The following is a 19,352-nucleotide window of genomic DNA, read 5'->3' on the forward strand; positions in this document are numbered from 1 at the left end:
TAAAAAATGTTAATTAATTATACTTTTTTACCATTCTGCAAAATTACCGTCTTCATGCCTCCAAATCGGGTTTGCCCAATTGTGTCCAATTTTAGCAGCTTCTTTTAGTTTATCTTCATCAATTTCAACTCCTAAACCGGGTTTTGTTAATAGCTCTATATAACCATCTTTTAACTCAAAAATTTCAGGATTTGACATATAATCCAAGATATCATAGCCTTCATTATAATGAATACCAATACTACTTTCTTGAATAACGGCATTTGCTGAAACAAAATCTACATGAAGGCATGAAGCCAAAGCAACAGGCCCAAGTGGGCAATGAGGCGCTAGGGTAATATCATAGGCTTCTGCCATAGCGGCTATTCGTCTTACTTCTGAAATTCCCCCTGCATGACTTAAGTCTGGTTGAATAATATCGGTTACTCCACTATGTAAAATATCTTTAAAATCCCATCTGGAAAACATACGTTCTCCCGTTGCAATAGGAATGCTTGTATATTGGTATATATGCCTTAAGGTATCATTATTCTCTGGTAACACAGGTTCTTCTATGAACATGGGTTCATGGGGTTGTAATTCATCTATTAAACGTTTAACCATAGGTTTGTGTACACGCCCATGAAAGTCTAGACCAATGTCTAAATCATAACCAAACTCTTCTCGTAAAAGTTTTATATTATTTGCTACCTTTTTTACATCTTTTATTGAGGCTACCCATTCCAAGGCGCCTGTGGCATTCATTTTTACCGCTTTAAAACCAGCATTAACTTTTTCATGGGCTTGCTCTAAAACTACTTCAGGGTTATCTCCACCAATCCAACAATACATTTTCATTTTGTGCCTTACTGGACCTCCTAACAATTGATGTACAGGAACCTCTAAAGATTTTCCTTTTATATCCCACAAAGCTTGGTCAATACCAGAAATAGCACTCATTAAAATAGGTCCTCCACGGTAAAACCCACCCCTGTATAAAATTTGCCAAATGTCTTCAATATTACTGGCATCTTTACCAATAATATATTGTTTTAATTCCTTAACACAGGCTTCAACTGTATCTGCTTTTCCTTCAACAACAGGCTCTCCCCAACCAATAATACCGCTGTTGGTTGTAATTTTCAGGAACAACCAACGTGGAGGCACTTTATATAACTCAATATTAGTAATTTGTAAATCTATCATGGTAATTATAATTTAAGAGTTTATTTATTCGATTCAATACGTTCTACCTTTCCTATAACGAAAGTATAGCAGAAAAACCCAACAAGAGCTAAAGCTCCTATAAGCATTAAAGCAGGGCTAAAGTCTCCATCTTTTACTAAGTGGCCTATTGAAGCAGGAATAACAATGCCAGATAACCCCCCAATAAAATTAAAAACACCTCCAACTAAACCCATATTTTTCTTTGGGGCCATCAAAGAGATAAAAACCCAAGTAATACTAGCAAAGCCCGTTCCTAAAAATGCTATAGATAAAAATAGAATGATAAAAAAAGTATCGTTAGTATAATTCGCTCCAATTATACAGGTTGAAAGTAACATACCTATAATTACGGGAGATTTTCTTGAAACTTCAACCGAATATCCTTTTTTTAGTAATGCATCTGAAACAAACCCTGATAATAATATTCCAAAAAAAGCAGCTAAAAAAGGAAAAGACGCCAAAAAACCAGACTTCAAAAAGTCTAATCCTCTAAACTCTACCAAGTATGTTGGAAACCAAGTAAGAAAAAATATTGTAATTGCTCCTAGGCAAAATTGTCCTATATATACACCCCATAATTTTCTGTATTTAAATGCTTCGGCAAAGTCGTTCCATGTAAATTTTTCTTTCCCTTTGCTTTTCTCTATACTAATCCCTCCACCTTTTTCTATATATTCTAATTCAGATTTACTAACTGTTTTATGTTTTTTAGGGTCTCTGTAAAAAGCATACCATATACCTGCCCAAATTAACCCTATAATTCCTGATATGATGAACAGGCCTCTCCAACCAAAACTATCTTGAATCCAAACTAAAACTGGAGTTAAAAAGGCTAATCCTAAAAATTGACCAGAAGTATAGACAGCAATAGCTGAAGCTCTTTCTCTTTCAGGAAACCAACGACTTACCACTAAGTTATTTATAGGATATGAAGGTGCCTCAAACACACCTATACCGGCTCTTAATCCCAACATAACTAAAAATGAATTGGTTAAACCTTGTAATAGGGTAGCAATAGACCAAAATACCATAATAAAGGCATATAGAATTCTTGACATGACTTTGTCTGCCACTATACCTCCAGGAATTTGTAATAATGCATAGGTTATTCCAAAAGCAGAAAAAATATACCCCATTTGAACGGTATCCAATCCAAGGTCTTTTCTTAAAAACACAGCGGCTATTGATATATTGCTTCTATCTAAATAGTTGATAATAACCGTAATAAATATTAGCAAAAGGATATTATAACGCTTTCTAGTTGAAGGCTTTTTTATAAGGATAGTCTGTTGTTTCATATAAACGAATGTGTCTTATGATTTATAAATTAATTTGTGATTGTAAATTGATTTATTATTTGTAGTCTGGTTCAAAAAAATCAGTTGCATTACCATTATTTTCATTGTCACTAAACTCTAAATTCTTAGATTTTTCGATTTTTACAATTGGATTTTCTGGATTTAGTTGAGGAAACGTTTCTGAGTTTGAGATTACATTTTTTTCAAACTTCAAACCATCAGTATTAGAAACTTCCAAAATTAAATTGTCAAATTGTTTAAAGGTATTATTTGATATGATAATATTCCTGAAGGCAATATGCTCATTATTGTCATCTGTAACTAACCGTATTACACCTTTGTTAAAACCACTATGTTGGCAATCTATAAACGTATTATTTTTAATTACAACATTAGTGGCATTACCAGACTCAAACCAAAAACTACTTTCTACGGGTAATAAAAGTGCTTCCATTTCCGTGCTAAAAACATTATCTTCTATAACCGTATTTTTAGGATTAGATAACAATAACCCCCGTGCTCTATTATTACTAATGGTACAATTTTGAACCAAAAGATTGGGATAGGCACTTAAATTTTCAATTAAATCTCCTACTTCCAGTTCCTTTGGCAATGTTTCATTAAAAGCTATAATTTGGTATCTATTATTTATATACTTAATATCTTTTACGGTTAAGCTACCATAGGGAAAGAATGATTTTTCTAACCTTACCAATCCTATGGTATCATTAGGTTGGGCAATTACAAAGCCTTTTTGCTGGTGGTGCATCATTCTTACTCCTAATTTGTTAGGCCCCAAAATGTCTACAATTTTTTGATATGTACCGTGAACATTAGACGCATCGTCTAATTGATTATTAAATGTGCAATTTTTTAGAACTACTTTGCCTCTACAACCAACAAAATGAGTAGCATCTGCAGTTGTAGATACCATTCTGCCTTGTGATGGCGTTACATTAAAACAATCTAAGATTAAATCTGAAGAATTCTCTGCTATAAGCCCCATGCCACCGGCATGGTGTATATTTATATTTTCTCCATTAAACCCATTAACATGTGTTATTTTAAATGCTGGTGAAGTTCTATTAAAACCTTGGGTACCTTTCATAGATAAAATAAGACCTACAGGGGGTAATTTTTTTCCATGTCCATGAACCCTAACAAGGCCTGGTTTTAATTCTTCAACAAACAACCTGTTTTCTTTACCTAGGTACTTATACTCTAGGTCTCGTTTATCAACAATATATTTATAGTTAATATTATTTGTGTTGTGACTGGTTGTTGCTGTTTTAAAGGTTGTAATGCCTGTATAGGCCTCGGTATTAAAAGCTATAGCCTTTCGTTTTGGATCATATAATATTGATTGCCCCAAAGTATGTTCATAATACTCTTTGATAAAATAAATTTGGCCATTTCTTATTTCATAGGGATACTCATCTGATATCTGCATATCAAAAGTTTTATTTTTCACATTATTAGCCACAATCAGCCCTTCACTATGAAACGAATCCTGCCAATCTATGGATAAGTTTTTTACCATAATATTTTCACTGTTCACTATAAAAAAGGGAATCATAACCCCATGAAATATAAATGTGGAACCCTGACCATCTATAGTAATATTCTTAAAATGCTCTAAAGGAAATGGTGTATTTACCATTAAATCTCCATGATTAGAGATATAAGCAAATTTTTCGTAGCCTTTATCTGGATAAAAGTGATATGTGCCTTTATTAAATTTAATTGCCTTTATTGGTTTTTCTTGATATTGCAAAATTCGTTCTACAACGGCTGGTGTTGCATCATCTGAAATGGTTAAATCAAATACAACCGTTTCACCAGAAGTTTTCTTTTCCGCATTAGCACATCCTATTACTAAAACTGAAAATATAGCAACGGTTAATAATAAATATCTATTCTTCATGTTTATTAGTGATTTCAAATTTGTAGTCTCCTTCTAGGTTTTTAGACATTGCTTTCACATTAACAGTTTCGGTTTTTCCTTTAATGCGTATAAGTGCGGCAGCAATTCCTGCTTCCATTTTCAGGGGTTCTTTATTTAATATTTCTATCTCTCCTCCTGTAATGTTCAAGTTTACATTTTCCGTAAATTCAGGAATAATTGTTCCATTTTGGTCAATAGCCGCTATGTATAAAAACAATACATCATTTACATTTGCTGTTGCTGAAACTCCACTTTCATCAAGCCAAACTTTTAGTTTCATAGCTGCTTCAGGAGTTTTTACAAATGTTTCTTCTAGTGGCTCTCCATTATTAAATCCAACAGCTCTTAAAGTCCCTTTTTTAAATTTTGGAATGCTGAATGAAAACGGAGGGTGTTTTAAGTTTTTAGATATTTCATCTGTATCTGGGTGCTTCTTATCTATTAGTTTATCATTTAAGTACAATGCAACTTCATCATAATTACTGTAGACTTTAAAACTCAAGGGAGAGTTCTTAGTCCAATAATTAGCTATTTTTAAAACCCCACCATCTGATATATCTCTTTGACTTTGATAAAAATAATAAGAGAATTTAGGAAGCCTAAAAATGTCCATTATTCCAGAAGACTCAAGCTCTTGATGATATCCTCTATTGTAATCATACATTACCCAATAACTATCCGAATAAGCAGGTGTAGAAAGGTTATCATTATGTGCTTCCTGTACATTATCAGCTTGATATTGCAACCTTTTTTCACCATTTCCTCTAAGCTGTCTGCTCGATAATTCTAAGCGAAGTCCATTTGGTAACTTATCCTGATTTAAACCAGCATTTGTTGAATAGTACTCCCAATCTCCATATTCTGAAACACTATAAGGTTTCTGCTTCACTATTTCTTCATGGTATCCATGTAATATTCTATGCTGCCTTGCTTGTAAATAAATATCATAAACTTGGTGCATCCATCCAGAAGAATAAACATTGGCACCCGGATATTGGGTATGTACAATGTTGTGCATTTCTTCCATAAAAAACATAGGCATTTTAGTTTCGTTTAGAGAAACTTCCCATGCCAACACACAAGGGTGGTTTCTATCTCGTAAAATTAATTCATTGGCCGACCTATAACAGTATTCTCTAAAGCGGTCATCATCCAAGTAATATTGCCAACCTAAAATAGCGTCTATGACTATCAAACCAAGCTCATCGCAAGCGTTCATAAAGGATTCTGAATGTGGATAATGCGAAAGCCTTATATAGTTAAAGCCTGCTTCTTTAATCTTTTTGGCGTCTCTATATTGAGCATTGTCTGACAGGGCATACCCCACATAAGGATATTCTTGATGACGATTTACACCCCTTAAAAATGTCTTTTCACCATTAATATACAGTTGGTGGTCTTCATCAAAAGTATAGGCTCTAATTCCAAAAGTATTTTCCTGTTTATCTAATACGGTTTCACCAATACTCACTACTGTTTTCAAGGTATATAGGTTGGGGGTTTTTGGCGACCATAAATTTGGCAATTGCAATTCAATGTTTTCAATATACTCTGTTGATGTACCGGGTTTTATTACTTGATTAGATGAAACCACTTCTTTTACCAGTTCGTTCTCAAAATATATCTTATTAGAAATTACTATTTCTTCTACGTTTTCAGATTCATTGGCTATATGTGTTTTTATATTAACAACAGATTCTTTTTCATCTACTTTAGGATACGTAATAAACACACCTCCGCTTGAAGCCTTTTTCGCCAAAACAGGATGGGTAATGTGTATAGGGTTTTTTAAGTGTAACCATGCATTCCTATATAGGCCTCCATACATATTAAAATCTAGCCGTTTAAGAGGTTTGGGGCCAGTAAACTTATTATCCTCATTATTTAATTTAATGGCTATTGTGTTAATATCATTTGTGTTTAAAAATGATGTTATATCTGCAACTACAGGTAAATAACCTCCTGAATGCTCGGTTACAAGTTTATTATTAATCCAAACGGTTGAAACATTCATGGCCCCCTCTAGCTCCAAAAACACTTTTTGCCCCGACTCTAAGTCTACCGGAGTATTAAATGTCTTTCTATACCAACATTCTCCTTGCCATTGGTTGTTTACAACTAATGGTTCTATATATGCTGTGTGAGGCAGACTTACGTTTTCCCAATTTTTATCTATAAAACCAATTTTACCAAACTCATTATCATTTTGTAAGGAGTCCTTAACTAAGTAAAATTTCCATCCAGAATTAAATTGTATTTTAGATTCTGCTATGGTTTGGTAAGATGTGTTATCGCACCCCATACAAAATGCGATAAGCAATGCCATTATTGCTATATTTTTCATTTTTTTACTATTGTAATTTTTCTATTTTAGGCTTTCTTTATAACCTTTTATACTTTTATCCCAACCTATTTCTATACCACTTAACATTTTTTGATATTCTTCAGGTTGTTCATCCTTTACCCATTTTAAAACATCAACAGCTATAGGATGCACTGGATTATATGTATCGCTAATTGGTGCATAAGCATCTTCATATTGTTGAAGCTCTTTTTGCAATGTAGATTTTATGATATCATAATCTGAGTTATTAGCTAAATTGTTCAACTCATGTGGGTCTTGTTCTAAATTATACAATTCTTCTACTGGTTTTTTATCATTAAAAAAGAAACTTTCATCTTCGTTAAGTTTTCCTTCTAGCTTAAGTGTTCTCATAACATGAACAGCAGGTCGGTAAAATTCTAAATAAGCCTGATGAGCTTCATACGGTATTTCTGGTTTATAGTTCTTAATGTATTTCCATTGCCCAGATGTAACAGCTCTAGATTTTTCTTCTACTTCATCCCATAAATCTCTTGCTCCAAAAACATATGTTCTATTAAAATCCTTGCTAAAAATTGGGGTACCGGTTACATAATCAGGAATTTTAACTCCAGCATAGTCAAGCACTGTAGCTGTTATGTCTGTTGAACTTATAACTTGCTTATTAATAGCACCTCTAGCGCCTGTATCTCTAGGGTCATACACTATAAAAGGAATATGCAACCCAGGATCATGCAAATAGCCCTTTCCTTTTATATTGCATCTACCGTTATCTCCAATAAAAATTATGATAGTATTATGGGCCATACCCTTTTCTTCAAGTTCATTTACAATCATGCCAACTTCATCATCAATAAACTCCATTTGGTCCAAATATTTAGCCCAATCTAACCTTACAGTAGGATGATCTGCCATGTATGGAGGCAATACTACTTCATCAGGATTTACGGGGTGTTTGGAATTTTCTCTAATCTTGTCCCACCAATCTCCACGATGTGTAGCTTTTAATTGTATGTGTGCAAAAAAAGGCTGGTCTTCTTTCTCAAATGTGTCATATTTATCAAACAATCCAAAATTTTCTTTGCCATCCCAAGGCCCTATTTGTGAATGTTTAAAATTAACATCTGTTTTTCTGCCTTTTTTTAGTACCGAATGATGTCCTATGATTGTTGTATATCCTTCATTTCGCAGCCAATATGTTAACGGCTTATAGGTTAAATCTAATGGCACCTCTCTATTGCTTCTGTGATTGTGAGTGTTTGATTTGTTTTGGTGTACGCCCAACATCATTGCGGAACGACTGGGGGAACAAATAGGATTGGTAACAAAACAATTCTCAAATTTCACACCTTGACTTGCCAGTTTATTTAGGTTTGGTGTTTTTACTGCAGGAGTACCATAACATTCTAAATCTGTGCTAATATCTTCAGCCATCAGCCAGATTATGTTAGGTTTAGTATTGATTTCAGCATTATTTTCAACATGCTTTTTGCACCCTGTAATGCATAATACTAACGTAATAATAATTACTATTTTTTTCATTTTAATATATTTTTGAATACACTATTTTTTGATTTTACTTCTTATTTCCATAAGGTCTTGTTCTTTACCTGTAATTATAAGCTCCAATTGTTTAATCTTTTTCTTTAACTCTAACACATCATTTGGTAACTCACTACCTTTTTTTTGAATGATTAAAGTTTGGGATGTTTTTGGCTTAACTGAAGTATTGAAATAGTTTTCATCATACAGATAATCTGATGTAACTGGTTGCGATTCAAATGTAATAGAGTCAGACTCTAGGCCGTTTACATGTGCAGTTACTGTTATTTTTCCTGGTGAGGTTGAAGCTCTAATAAGGGCAGTAGCCACTCCCATTTCTGTTTTAGCTGGATTGGCGTAAGTTGTATTGTTTCCTATAATTTCAGCAGGGCCTTCTATGGTAAAATGAACATATTCTGAAGCCAGCACTTTTTTATTACCATCAATATCTATAATAGTTGCTCTCACCGGAATAAAATCTGAACCATCTGCTGTTAAACAGATACCTTCACCTGCTATACTTAATCTAACTCCAGCAGTATGTTCTGGATAATCTTTTTCTTGCCTTACAACAACTTTCCCATCAATTAATCCTTCTGCTATTAATTTAACCTCTTTAGTTTTGTTCCTATATTTACTTTTAATGACCGAAAAATCGAACATATCCTTAAAGATAAATGGTGGATGGGGCAAGTCTTTAAATCTGGTTTCAGCAAATGATGCTTTTAACGTTTTTTCTTTACCTAACCACGTTAATCTTACCTCATCACAATTACTGAACACCACAATATCTTTTGATGAAATTTGAGTAAGCTCGTGTGCTATAAATAGCATTGGACCGGTTTCAATCCCTGAAACATTGTAATCATGGTTATACTGACTCTTGTATACGTAGTACAGGTATCTTGGGATTCTAAAACCATTTAATAATCCTCCCCAAAAAGGGTCTGGATGATACCCTCTTTGATGGTCTATACCTGCCCATTTGGCTCCTCCAAGCCTTGATTTAGGCGTAGTGAATAACCCATTTAAAATTTCTGCCTGCATTAAAGCTTGGGTGAGTAAAGGTTTTTCTCCCCATTCCATTTTTACCCTAGTAGTTGCGTTTTGAGATGTCCAATTATCTACTTCACCACCATCACCATACTCTCTAGTAAAAGAGTTTACATTTGGATCTGTTCCGTGATAATGCAAATCCATACCTGCTTTTTTAGCTTCCTCGGCATCGGTTACGGTAAACATTCCAGGGAATGGGTTTTCATCATGAGCTATTTTATGCATGGTGTTCATTGCATAAGCTGGCTGTTCCCTAGTTTCATTCAGAGCCGTTTCCCACATAAGTATACTTGCTACATTACGGTCTCTGCGTACCAACTCCCTAGAATCATTGTACAGCCTTTTTTCAAAAATGGGATCTTTAAAGTTGAAGAAATGCCAACCTGGATTAGCTGTTGTAGCAAACATACCCAAAGCATCACACGCATCATAAAATGCAGGATCTTGTGGATAATGTCCCGCCCTTATAATTTTTGCTCCCCCTTCTCTAAGAATTTTAACATCTCTCCATTGGCCTGAGTTTGGTAAAGCATTTCCAACATAGTTATAATCCTGATGTCTATTAACTCCAACTATTTTTCCGCTGTATGGCTTTTTATTAATAAATAATCCATCTTTACCTTTCATTTCAAATAACCGAATACCTATTCGGGTTCTCATTGCGTCTATAACTTTTCCGTCTTCTATAATTTCAGTTTTTATAAAATGAAGATTTGGACTGTCAGGATGCCAAAATTTAGCATTAGAGACATTAAATTGTTTTTTTAACTGTTTGGTTTTTTTTGACCGTAAAACTGTACTTTGCTCGAAACTTTGTAGAGTCTGGTAATCTGTATCTTCAAGTGTTGTGCGTACCTGTATTCTTTTTGCTCCTGGGCTATGATTTGTTATTTCTGTTCTTACCTCTAGAGTTGCCGTATTGTTGTTTATATCTAACGTACCTACAAAAACACCACCTCCAGCAACGGTATTACTAAGTTCTGCTAAGGTGACATGAGTTGGGGTGGTTTGTATAAGATATGTGTCTCTATAGATACCCCCTAAGTAGGTAAAATCTAAACCACCTTGCCTCTTACCCGGCAAGTAGGTTTTATCATCACTATTATCTGCTTTTACAGCTATGACATTTGTTTCGCCATTTTGCTTTGCCACATCGGTTATATCAACAGCAAATGGTAAATAGCCCCCAAAATGTTCAGTTACTTTTTTACCATTTACCCAAACCTCACATTTGCCCATAACCGCTTCAAAATAAATGTAAGTTCTTTGTGATTTATTTTTGTTATTTAGCTTAAAAACCTTTCGATACCATGCAATGCCTTGATAGTTTTTTCCTCCACTGGCGTTTTCCCCCAAAATTTCAAGACCATGGGGTAAATTAGCAGCTTCCCAATTAGAGTCATCAAAATCTATTGTATTTGCATTATCTATATCTCCTTTAAAAAAACGCCATCCTATATTGAAATTATACACCTTTCTTGGTGAATTTTCTACTTCATAAAACCCAGCGGTAGAAAATTGAGGTATTTTGCTAATTGAATTTGGGTGGTTTACAACATAACGTTGCCAAAAATCATCAACAGTCCATGCAATGTCTTTTTGATTTAATATCCACCATATTTCAGAATGATCCGAAAAGTCTACTCCCTCTTCAACAATTTTTTTATTTTCCCAAGAGCTCTTAAAGTTTTTGCAAATATTGTAAGCTTCTGTCCAAATATGCTTTGCCCTTTTGTTGGGATTATCGTTAGACATTGCTCCTTCCATATAATCTTTAGACCATGAGCTATATCCTGGTGTTTTGTTATCATCTCTGTTACCATCATCTATATGGATATAATTGGTATTTTCTTTTACCCAATTTAATTTTTCTATTGTAGACATATCACTTTTTTCATTTCTATAGCTGTGCTGAACCACAATTATTTTTGACTTTATAAAGCTTTTGTCCATCCCTTCCTTTAAAAGCATTTGAATTACATCATAGGTAAAGTCTGATTGTCCTCCTTCTGCAATGAATATTTTACCGCCTCTATCCTTGGTCTTTTTAATTTCTTTAATTACATGTAATTTAGACTGTTCTCTTTCATTATGGGCATCTGCCCATGTTATATCCTTTTTACCAAATAATAGATTGAAAAAATCTGGTACACAAGTATTGATGAATGTTCCATTTTGCCTGCCATAAGTTCCTGCCACTACATAATAATTTAAGCGCTCTGTATCTTTATGGTTTAACATACTAGCAAAAGCTACAGCAGAATGCACATCGTCCTTATCTGGTTTTAAGTCGTATTGCGCCAAGAGTAAATCTTTTTCAAAGTCAAAGTAAGGACGATTGGCAGTTTGGGCATAAGACCCGTGTGCTACTACAATTGCCAACAGAATGGTTTTGACTGAAGTTTTAATTTTTGAAAATGTCATGTTTTAATTTTTTATTGATAATATATCTCGTAAGATTTTGGTAATCTATGTAGCTTTTTAATTTTTATATCTTTAAAAAATACCTCGGCTCCCTCACTTTGTAATTGTATTTTTCCTTTAGTTAAAGGAAGTATTTGGTTATCTTTTAAATACCTAGAGTTTTTTAATACCATCACCACTTTGCCATTTACAATATGTAGGCTTTTGTTCTGAAAACAGATTAGCTCTAGAGTTGTCCAGTCATTAAGGGGACTTTCGTTGTTAATACTGCGTTCACAAAATCCGTAATAGTCTCCGCCATTACCTATTTTTAGAAAGGGAGCCTTGTGATTTGCAACAGCTCTTTTAGAATTTTCTGGAAGTTCGGCTCTAATATCAATACCTGCCTTTGCAATACTCCAATAGTCTCCAGTATTGTTTTCAATAATTTGAAATTCTTGAGATAGCATCCAAGAATGCCAATAATCATTGCCCACTTCGCCAATTGAATGGTACAATAAACCAGAGTCCATCAAATTATTTTTTCTGGGGTGCCATGTTTTATCACCCCATTTTACTTTTAGTTTTAAATGATAATTTTCAAACTCCTCCTTAGTAAAAATACAACCGTAAATTTCTCCACTAATTCTTAAAACAAGTTCCTTTTTATCTTCTACAATAGAAAAAACGGTATTGGTATTTTTGTTGTAACCTATTGGAGGTGTTTTTTGCCCAGTACTATCTAATGGTATTTTTCCATTAGAGCCTTTGGGAAACTTGTAGCTTAAATAGGTGTTCCAATCTGACAAGTCTTTATCTAAAAGTTCTGCCCATTCCTTGTTTTCCTCTTTACAGGAGCAAAAACATAGTAGCATAATAAAGAGGTATACTTGTTTCATTTATAATTTGCTTTATATATAATATATTAGTTTCAATATCTTCTTCTAATTCTACCAATCGAATTTTAAATTAACGCATATGCGCCTTTATGTTTCTTTTATCAAATAAAATCTTAATTATAAATCAGTATTAAAATGCTCAACATCTCATTTATTAATACATTTTGTTTTTTTTAAATTTTTAAGGGAATGCAGATGGCTTGCGATTCAACTCCAGCCTCATTACTTCTGCAAGCAAAATAAATATGAGTTGGTTTGCCATTCTCAAAAAGTAATTGAGGTCTTTCTACTCTATTAAAATTTGTTGTAGTACCATTTTTCCAATTTATTGCTCTAGACCAAGCACTTCCGTTCTCATTTATTTTCCAGTCAATACCATCGGTACTTGTCGCATAAAATCCGCCTCCTGCTTCACCAATTAATTGTTCGCCTACCTCAAATATTTTTGCTAGCATATGATATTTACCATCTTGCTTCCATATAAAAGGATCTTCACTATTAAAGGGAATTGAAACATCTTTGAAAATTCGATTGTCGCTCAAACGTTTGTATTCCCCAAGGTAATGGTCTGCTCTGGCAACCCCCAATAATTGATTAATTTCTCCAGGTTTTTTATTGGCATAATAATCTGTTGCATGCCGTGTCCAACTTTTATATACCAATAACACACTACCGTCTTCTTCAATAAAAGGAGCAGGATTACTTGTTATAATAGCATCCCATTTATCTTTCCGAGGTAATAAAATTGGTTGTTCATAACGTTTCCATGGGCCATAGAGCGATTTAGATGTAGCGATGCCAATACGTTTATTTGACAAAGCTTGATAGTTATTATCTCTAAAACTACCAGTATCAACAAAATAGGCACCTGTATAAAAGATTATAAAAGTATCTTTATACTTTTGAATGACAGGATTAAACGTACTTGAACCATCCCAATACCCTTCACCTCGAGGAGTAATGGCATCTCCCAAAATTTTGAAAGGTCCTTCAGGAGTATCTGAAATAGAATGTAGTATTGTAGAGGCTGTTACCCAAGAACTATTTTTTTGCTTATTAGACCAACATCCAGTAAACATATGGTAAACTCCAAGACTATCTTTAATGACGGAACTGCCCCAAATGGAATAACCTTCACGTTTTAAACCTCCATCAATCTTTGGATTACCCAACTTCTCTATAAAAGCACTATTTTCGTTGTTTTGAGCATAGTTTATATTGAATGTAATCCAAAAAATAAAGCTAAACAGTACTGATATCACTTGTTTCTTAGTATATCTTTCTTTAAGGTTTGCTTTGTTCATTTTTTTAATATTTTTCAGATTTTCTTTCTAAAATTTTAATCCGGTTTCTTTGATAAAAAAGGCTTGTTATCGTATCAATATTTCCCTATTGGGCTTATTGTAAATGTGTAATTATAATTCGTATCGCTTAAACTATATTTCTCTATGGGTTTTGCTCGCTCTGTCCAACTATCACAACCACCAATACCTCCCTGTGCTAAATCTATATTTACTGTGAAATATTCTGATTTTACTAAATCGAACGTGTGTTCTGCCTTATCAATAGCATCTGTATCATAAGGCCAAACTGAAGTACTAAAAGGCGTAGTGGAATTAAAAAACTTTACTCCATTTTTATTATCCCTTAATTGTAACCAGTATGTCATTGTATGGTTTGATGACTCCTGTGGTCTCACATAATTGAAATAGAAATCATCTACCGCACCTTCATACAAGTCTAATTCTGAAGCAAATGCCCTATCTGCATAGTTTTCGTAGGGCCCTTTTCCAAAAAAGCTCATGTTTTGGAGTTTGTTACTCACTTGAAATTGCATACCAACTCTTATAACATCCGCCATATTTTCAGGAATACTTAAACTATAATCTACCTCTATTTTACCATCCCCATCAACTTCATAGACCAAGTCTAGAGCTACATGCTCCTGAGATTTTAATGAAAACAAAACCTTAGTTCGATATTTATCTTCCTTATTGATTTGTACGTCAAACACCTTTAGCTTGGTATCCATATCTTTCCAAAGATGGATATGTTCATCATTTGGTAACCATCCCCTAACATCATTATCAGTGCTTGGTCTCCAAAAATAAGGTCGGGTTTTGCCTGAAATTATTGATTTACTCCCGTAGGACAATGAACTAATAACACCATAATCTTTATTAAAAGCGACTTTAAATTTATGGTTACCTATGATTATTAGGTTTTCACTTTCTATTACTTCAACACCTAGTGACCTTTTTTTCACTTTAGGCGTATCCTTTGTAAAGGGAAGGATAAACTGTTGCTTTGCGACTTCAAAACCTTTATTAGCATATAGTGTGCTCGTTTTTAATTTAGCACTTATCCTTAAGGTATATATGGATCCAGGACGTATTTTCTTTAGATTATAATTTAGTTTTACTATTTGTGCTTCACCTGGTTGTATGGGCTCAACAGAAAATGGCGCCTTAAAAATTTGATGGCCATTCTCTTCTATTTTATAAGTAAAGTCATAAATATTCAGGTTTTCAAAAAAATGTCTATTAATAACTTTTACTATGCCTTTTGTTAAATCTTTCCCTGTAAATTCTATGGGTTGAAATACGTATTTACACTCTTCTATTTGAGGTTTTGGTGTCCTATCTGAGGCTATTATCCCGTTAATACAAAAATTGCCACTGTTAGGTTGGTCTTTATAATCACCTCCATAAGCATAATAAGGTTGATTATTTTTATGCTCCAAAAGGCCTTGATCAATCCAGTCCCAAATAAAACCTCCTATTAGTTTATTTTTAGATCTAATTAAATCCCAATACTCTTTTAAGTTTCCTAAAGAGTTACCCATAGCATGTGCATATTCACACATTAACACAGGGCGTTTAATCCTATTATTTTTAGAAAGGTTTTGCAGTTGATTCAAGTCTAAATACATTCTAGATACCATATCTACTACTGGTCTATCATCTGGATTGGCATATTCTGTAGCTTTATTTTCTAAATATTCTGGTGAGCCGTACTTTAAATAGTGTTCGCTAAGGGGGTTACCTTGTGCACCTTCATAATGTAACAATCTCGTGGGATCAAAATCTTTAACCCAAGCACCTACCATGGCATGATTTGGACCATATCCAGATTCATTACCCAAAGACCAACATATTATACTTGGATGGTTTTTATCTCTCTCTACCATTCTGAATACACGCTCAAAAAAGGAAACTCCCCAACTTGGTCTATTGGATAACCTGCTACCTGTTTCATGCGTTTCTATGTTAGCTTCATCCATAACATAAATACCATATTCATCACACAGTTCATAAAGGTATGGGTCATTAGGATAATGAGAGGTTCTTACTGCATTAATATTGTAACGCTTCATAAGTTCCAAGTCTTTCTTTATGTCTTCTCGAGTTAATGCTTTGCCGTTTATATGGTCATGGTCGTGTCTATTTACACCATATAGGAGGACAGATTTCCCGTTGACCAAAAGCGAATAATCTGAGTTAACCTTAATATCCCTGAATCCTATTTTTGATTGTCTCACCTCTTTTAAGGTATTGTTACTGTCATACAATTCTAAGAGTAATGTATAGAGATATGGTCTTTCTGCAGACCATTTTTTTGGAGTAGAAATCTTTTCTTCAAAAAGTGCAAAGTCTACATTATCTCTATGTGGGTATTTCTCATTAACAATATCTTCAACAGATATACTTGAGCCTTCGGTTAAAATATTCTTATTTGTATGGTCAACCAATTGAGGTTTTATATACCAACCTTTAATATCAAAATTATCAGGCTTTGATATCTCTGGTCTTACCTGAAGTTTAGCATCTTTAAGGTTTTCATCAAATTGTGTTCTTACTGTAAAATCGTTAATAGCAACTTTAGGTTGAGCCAAAAGCAATACTTCTCTTTGAATACCACTTAAACGCCAATGGTCTTGATTTTCTAGGTAGCTTCCATCACTCCATCTAAATACTTGAACTGAAACCGTATTAGTTCCTCGTTTAATAAAGTTGGTTATATCAAATTCAGATGGCAAACAACTATCTTCTGCATAACCAATTTTTTTTCCGTTTATCCATACGTAATATGCCGAACTTACACTGCCAAAGTGTAATATAATACGCTTGTCTTCCCACGTTTCTGGAATGGTAAAGTTTCTTCTGTAAGAACCAACAGCATTTATCCTATCTATATAAGGTTCTCGTGGCCTAAAAGGGTATGTGTAGTTTGTATATATGGCTTGTCCGTAACCTTTACGCTCCCAATTAGATGGTACTGTAATAGTATCCCAATTATCAACATTGTAGTTTTCCTTAAAAAAGTCTAAAGACCTGTTTTTCGAGTCTTCTACAAATTGAAATTTCCATGTTCCATTTAGGCTTTTAATATTGGCTAAGTTTCTGTTTCCTGTTATAGCAGATGCAACATCATTATAGGAGTATGAAGTTGCACGAGCATCCATTCTATTAATGCCATTAACTAACTCATTTTCCCAATCGTTTTGCGCTGTAACATGTCCTGTAACAATAATCATTAGTAACGAAAACAACCTTACTTTGCTTACGGCTTTTTTAATATACCCAAACACAACTATCTGATATTTCTTTGTTATTGTAATTCCCTGAGACTTCAATTTTATTTTCACCTTTAATTAGTTGAATTCCCTCCCAAACATAGGCTCTATTTTTAACAGCATAATTTTTATTAACCACCGTTCCATTAACTGTTAACTTCAAATCTGAAGCGTTAGAATACACCTTTACACTTGTTACTGGATTATCCCTAAAAATGTGGCGCCTACTTGTAAGATAAATTACAGGTTCATTAGACCAATTAGCTTTATAAAAGAAGAAAATATCTTTTTTCACCTCTCTGTCATAGGTTACCAAACCTTTATGGTTAAGTAACTCATCATCTCCTCTATTAACAATAGGCCAACTAAAATCAAACATATTCCATAGGTATTTTCCCCATAGATACTTGCGCTTATTAATTTCATCATAATTCACCTCATGAACATAACACTGGTATTGCTCTGGGTAAAATTGACCATCAATTGGATTTGCTTTTGTAATCTCTTGTCTTTGGTGTGCAATACTACCTCCTGCTCCATATTCTGAAACGGCTAGTTTTAATTCAGGTTTCTTCTCATGAATGTCATCAAACCATTTTCCAATACCATTATCAGGAGAATGGTACCAAGCATAATATCTGTTCCATGCAATTAAATCTGTTAATTCATGTCTTTTAGCTAATGGTTTATGGGATGCAGCCGTTGTTAACCTCGTTGGGTCTTCAGCCTTCATTAACTCCTGAAACATAGCCACATCTTCTGCGCTTATATTTACTTCATTATACATACCCCAAAACAGAATTGATGGATGGTTATAGTTTTGTCTCATTAATTCCATTATTTGAAGCTTACAATTAGCTTTGTACGCGTCGTTATTTTTTTGATAAGGAGGGGTTATTGGTACTTCTGCCCAAACGACTATACCATTTTTATCAGCTTGTTCGTACATTATATCTGCTTGCTGATAATGGGCAAATCTTATGGTGTTTGCTCCAATTTCTTCTATAAGTTCCATATCCCTTCTGTGCTGTTCTTCACTTAAAGCAGAACCTGTTTGCTTCCATTCCTGATGTCTGCAAACCCCTTGTAAATCCACATATTCTCCATTAAGAAAAAAGCCTTCATTGGCATCTACTTTATAATAGCGTAATCCCAAAGGCTGTTCAATTTCATCGACTAACTTGTTGTTTTTAACCACACTAATAGTTACACTATACAGATATGGGTCTTTTTTACCATTCCATAAGTGTGGGTCTTTAAGAACCATTTTTTTATTGAAAACATTCTCCCCAATTTTTAGAGGCCTTTCATCAGAAGATTTCCAAACTACCTTGCCATCAAAATCTTTAACGACTGCTTTAACTTGTACTGTTTTTATGGTAGCGTCTTCATTATCCAATTTTGTAACAATGTTAACTTCTGCCTTCTTTTTTGTGATGTTCTCCTGTTTTAGATAAACTCCCGATGAAGCATAATCTAAAGGCGTAATACAAGTTTTATCTGTGATGATTAAATTAACAGGTCTGTATATTCCACCAAAACGGGTAAAAAGCTTATCCATAACAGGCGTGACATTTTTATTATCGGCATTATCTACTTTTACAGAAATTTGATTGCTTAACCCGTAGTTAACAACATCTGTAATTTCATAGACAAAAGCGGCGTACCCACCATGATGAGTGCCCAATTCTTTCCCGTTAATGTATACAGTGGCACTGGTTAAAACGCCATTAAACCTAATAAAGAGACGCTTACCCGAAATAGATTTAGACACGTTAAAAGATTTTCTATACCATGCCTCTCCTTTATAATAGCCTATTCCTTGGGTAATATCTGTATTCCAAGTGTGAGGTACATTAACACCTAACCATCTGGAATCATCAAAAAGTTCTTTATCTGCATGATGATGCTCCCCTTGATAAAATTTCCATGGACCATTTAATGATTTTATGATTCTCGCATTATTACTAATTGGGTTAGTATTAAATGCATTAGCAATGTTAAATGTTCCTAATATTGTCAAGAATATGACCAGTAATGCTATCTTAGATTTATAAATTTTCATAAATGATGTTTATTGATAAATGATGTTTATTGATAAATG

The 19,352-nt window shown here is 33.8% G+C and carries 10 protein-coding genes; all 10 read right to left on the reverse strand.

The genetic code is table 11. The features are described 5' to 3' along the window. Positions 1-27: 27 nt before the first annotated feature. Positions 28-1,185 (reverse strand): galactonate dehydratase, encoded by a 1,158-nt coding sequence (dgoD, locus tag FUA24_RS03545; RefSeq protein WP_148540087.1) that lies wholly within the window; start codon positions 1,183-1,185, stop codon positions 28-30. Positions 1,186-1,205: 20 nt separating this feature from the next. Then, positions 1,206-2,504: an MFS transporter gene (locus FUA24_RS03550; RefSeq protein WP_148540088.1), complete on the reverse strand. Its 1,299-nt coding sequence runs from the start codon at positions 2,502-2,504 to the stop codon at positions 1,206-1,208. Positions 2,505-2,559: 55 nt separating this feature from the next. Further along, positions 2,560-4,428 carry a right-handed parallel beta-helix repeat-containing protein gene (locus FUA24_RS03555; RefSeq protein ID WP_148540089.1) on the reverse strand — a complete coding sequence of 623 codons (1,869 nt, stop codon included), beginning with the start codon at positions 4,426-4,428 and terminating at the stop codon, positions 2,560-2,562. Then, the gene (locus tag FUA24_RS03560; RefSeq protein WP_148540090.1) at positions 4,418-6,793 is read right to left on the reverse strand and encodes a glycoside hydrolase family 2 protein; all 2,376 of its coding nucleotides are present in this window, start codon (positions 6,791-6,793) and stop codon (positions 4,418-4,420) included. Before FUA24_RS03560 ends, FUA24_RS03555 begins: the two co-directional genes overlap by 11 nt. Before the next feature lie 21 nt (positions 6,794-6,814). Continuing rightward, complete coding sequence (locus FUA24_RS03565) at positions 6,815-8,314, reverse strand: sulfatase family protein (RefSeq protein ID WP_148540091.1); 1,500 nt, start codon at positions 8,312-8,314, stop codon at positions 6,815-6,817. Positions 8,315-8,335: 21 nt separating this feature from the next. After that, complete coding sequence (locus FUA24_RS03570; protein WP_222861311.1) at positions 8,336-11,794, reverse strand: glycoside hydrolase family 2 protein; 3,459 nt, start codon at positions 11,792-11,794, stop codon at positions 8,336-8,338. Positions 11,795-11,805: 11 nt separating this feature from the next. After that, on the reverse strand, positions 11,806-12,672 hold the full coding sequence (locus FUA24_RS03575) for a 3-keto-disaccharide hydrolase (protein ID WP_222861312.1): 867 nt from the start codon (positions 12,670-12,672) through the stop codon (positions 11,806-11,808). Positions 12,673-12,845: 173 nt separating this feature from the next. Continuing rightward, positions 12,846-13,976, reverse strand: coding sequence for a glycoside hydrolase family protein (locus FUA24_RS03580; RefSeq protein WP_148540092.1), 1,131 nt, complete (start codon positions 13,974-13,976; stop codon positions 12,846-12,848). Between the two features lie 74 nt (positions 13,977-14,050). Next, positions 14,051-17,320, reverse strand: coding sequence for a glycoside hydrolase family 2 TIM barrel-domain containing protein (locus FUA24_RS03585; protein WP_148540093.1), 3,270 nt, complete (start codon positions 17,318-17,320; stop codon positions 14,051-14,053). Next, on the reverse strand, positions 17,247-19,313 hold the full coding sequence (locus tag FUA24_RS03590) for a glycoside hydrolase family 2 protein (RefSeq protein WP_148540094.1): 2,067 nt from the start codon (positions 19,311-19,313) through the stop codon (positions 17,247-17,249). The genes FUA24_RS03585 and FUA24_RS03590 overlap by 74 nt, the downstream gene beginning before the upstream one ends. Positions 19,314-19,352 lie beyond the last annotated feature (39 nt).

Source organism: Seonamhaeicola marinus, assembly GCF_008085455.1.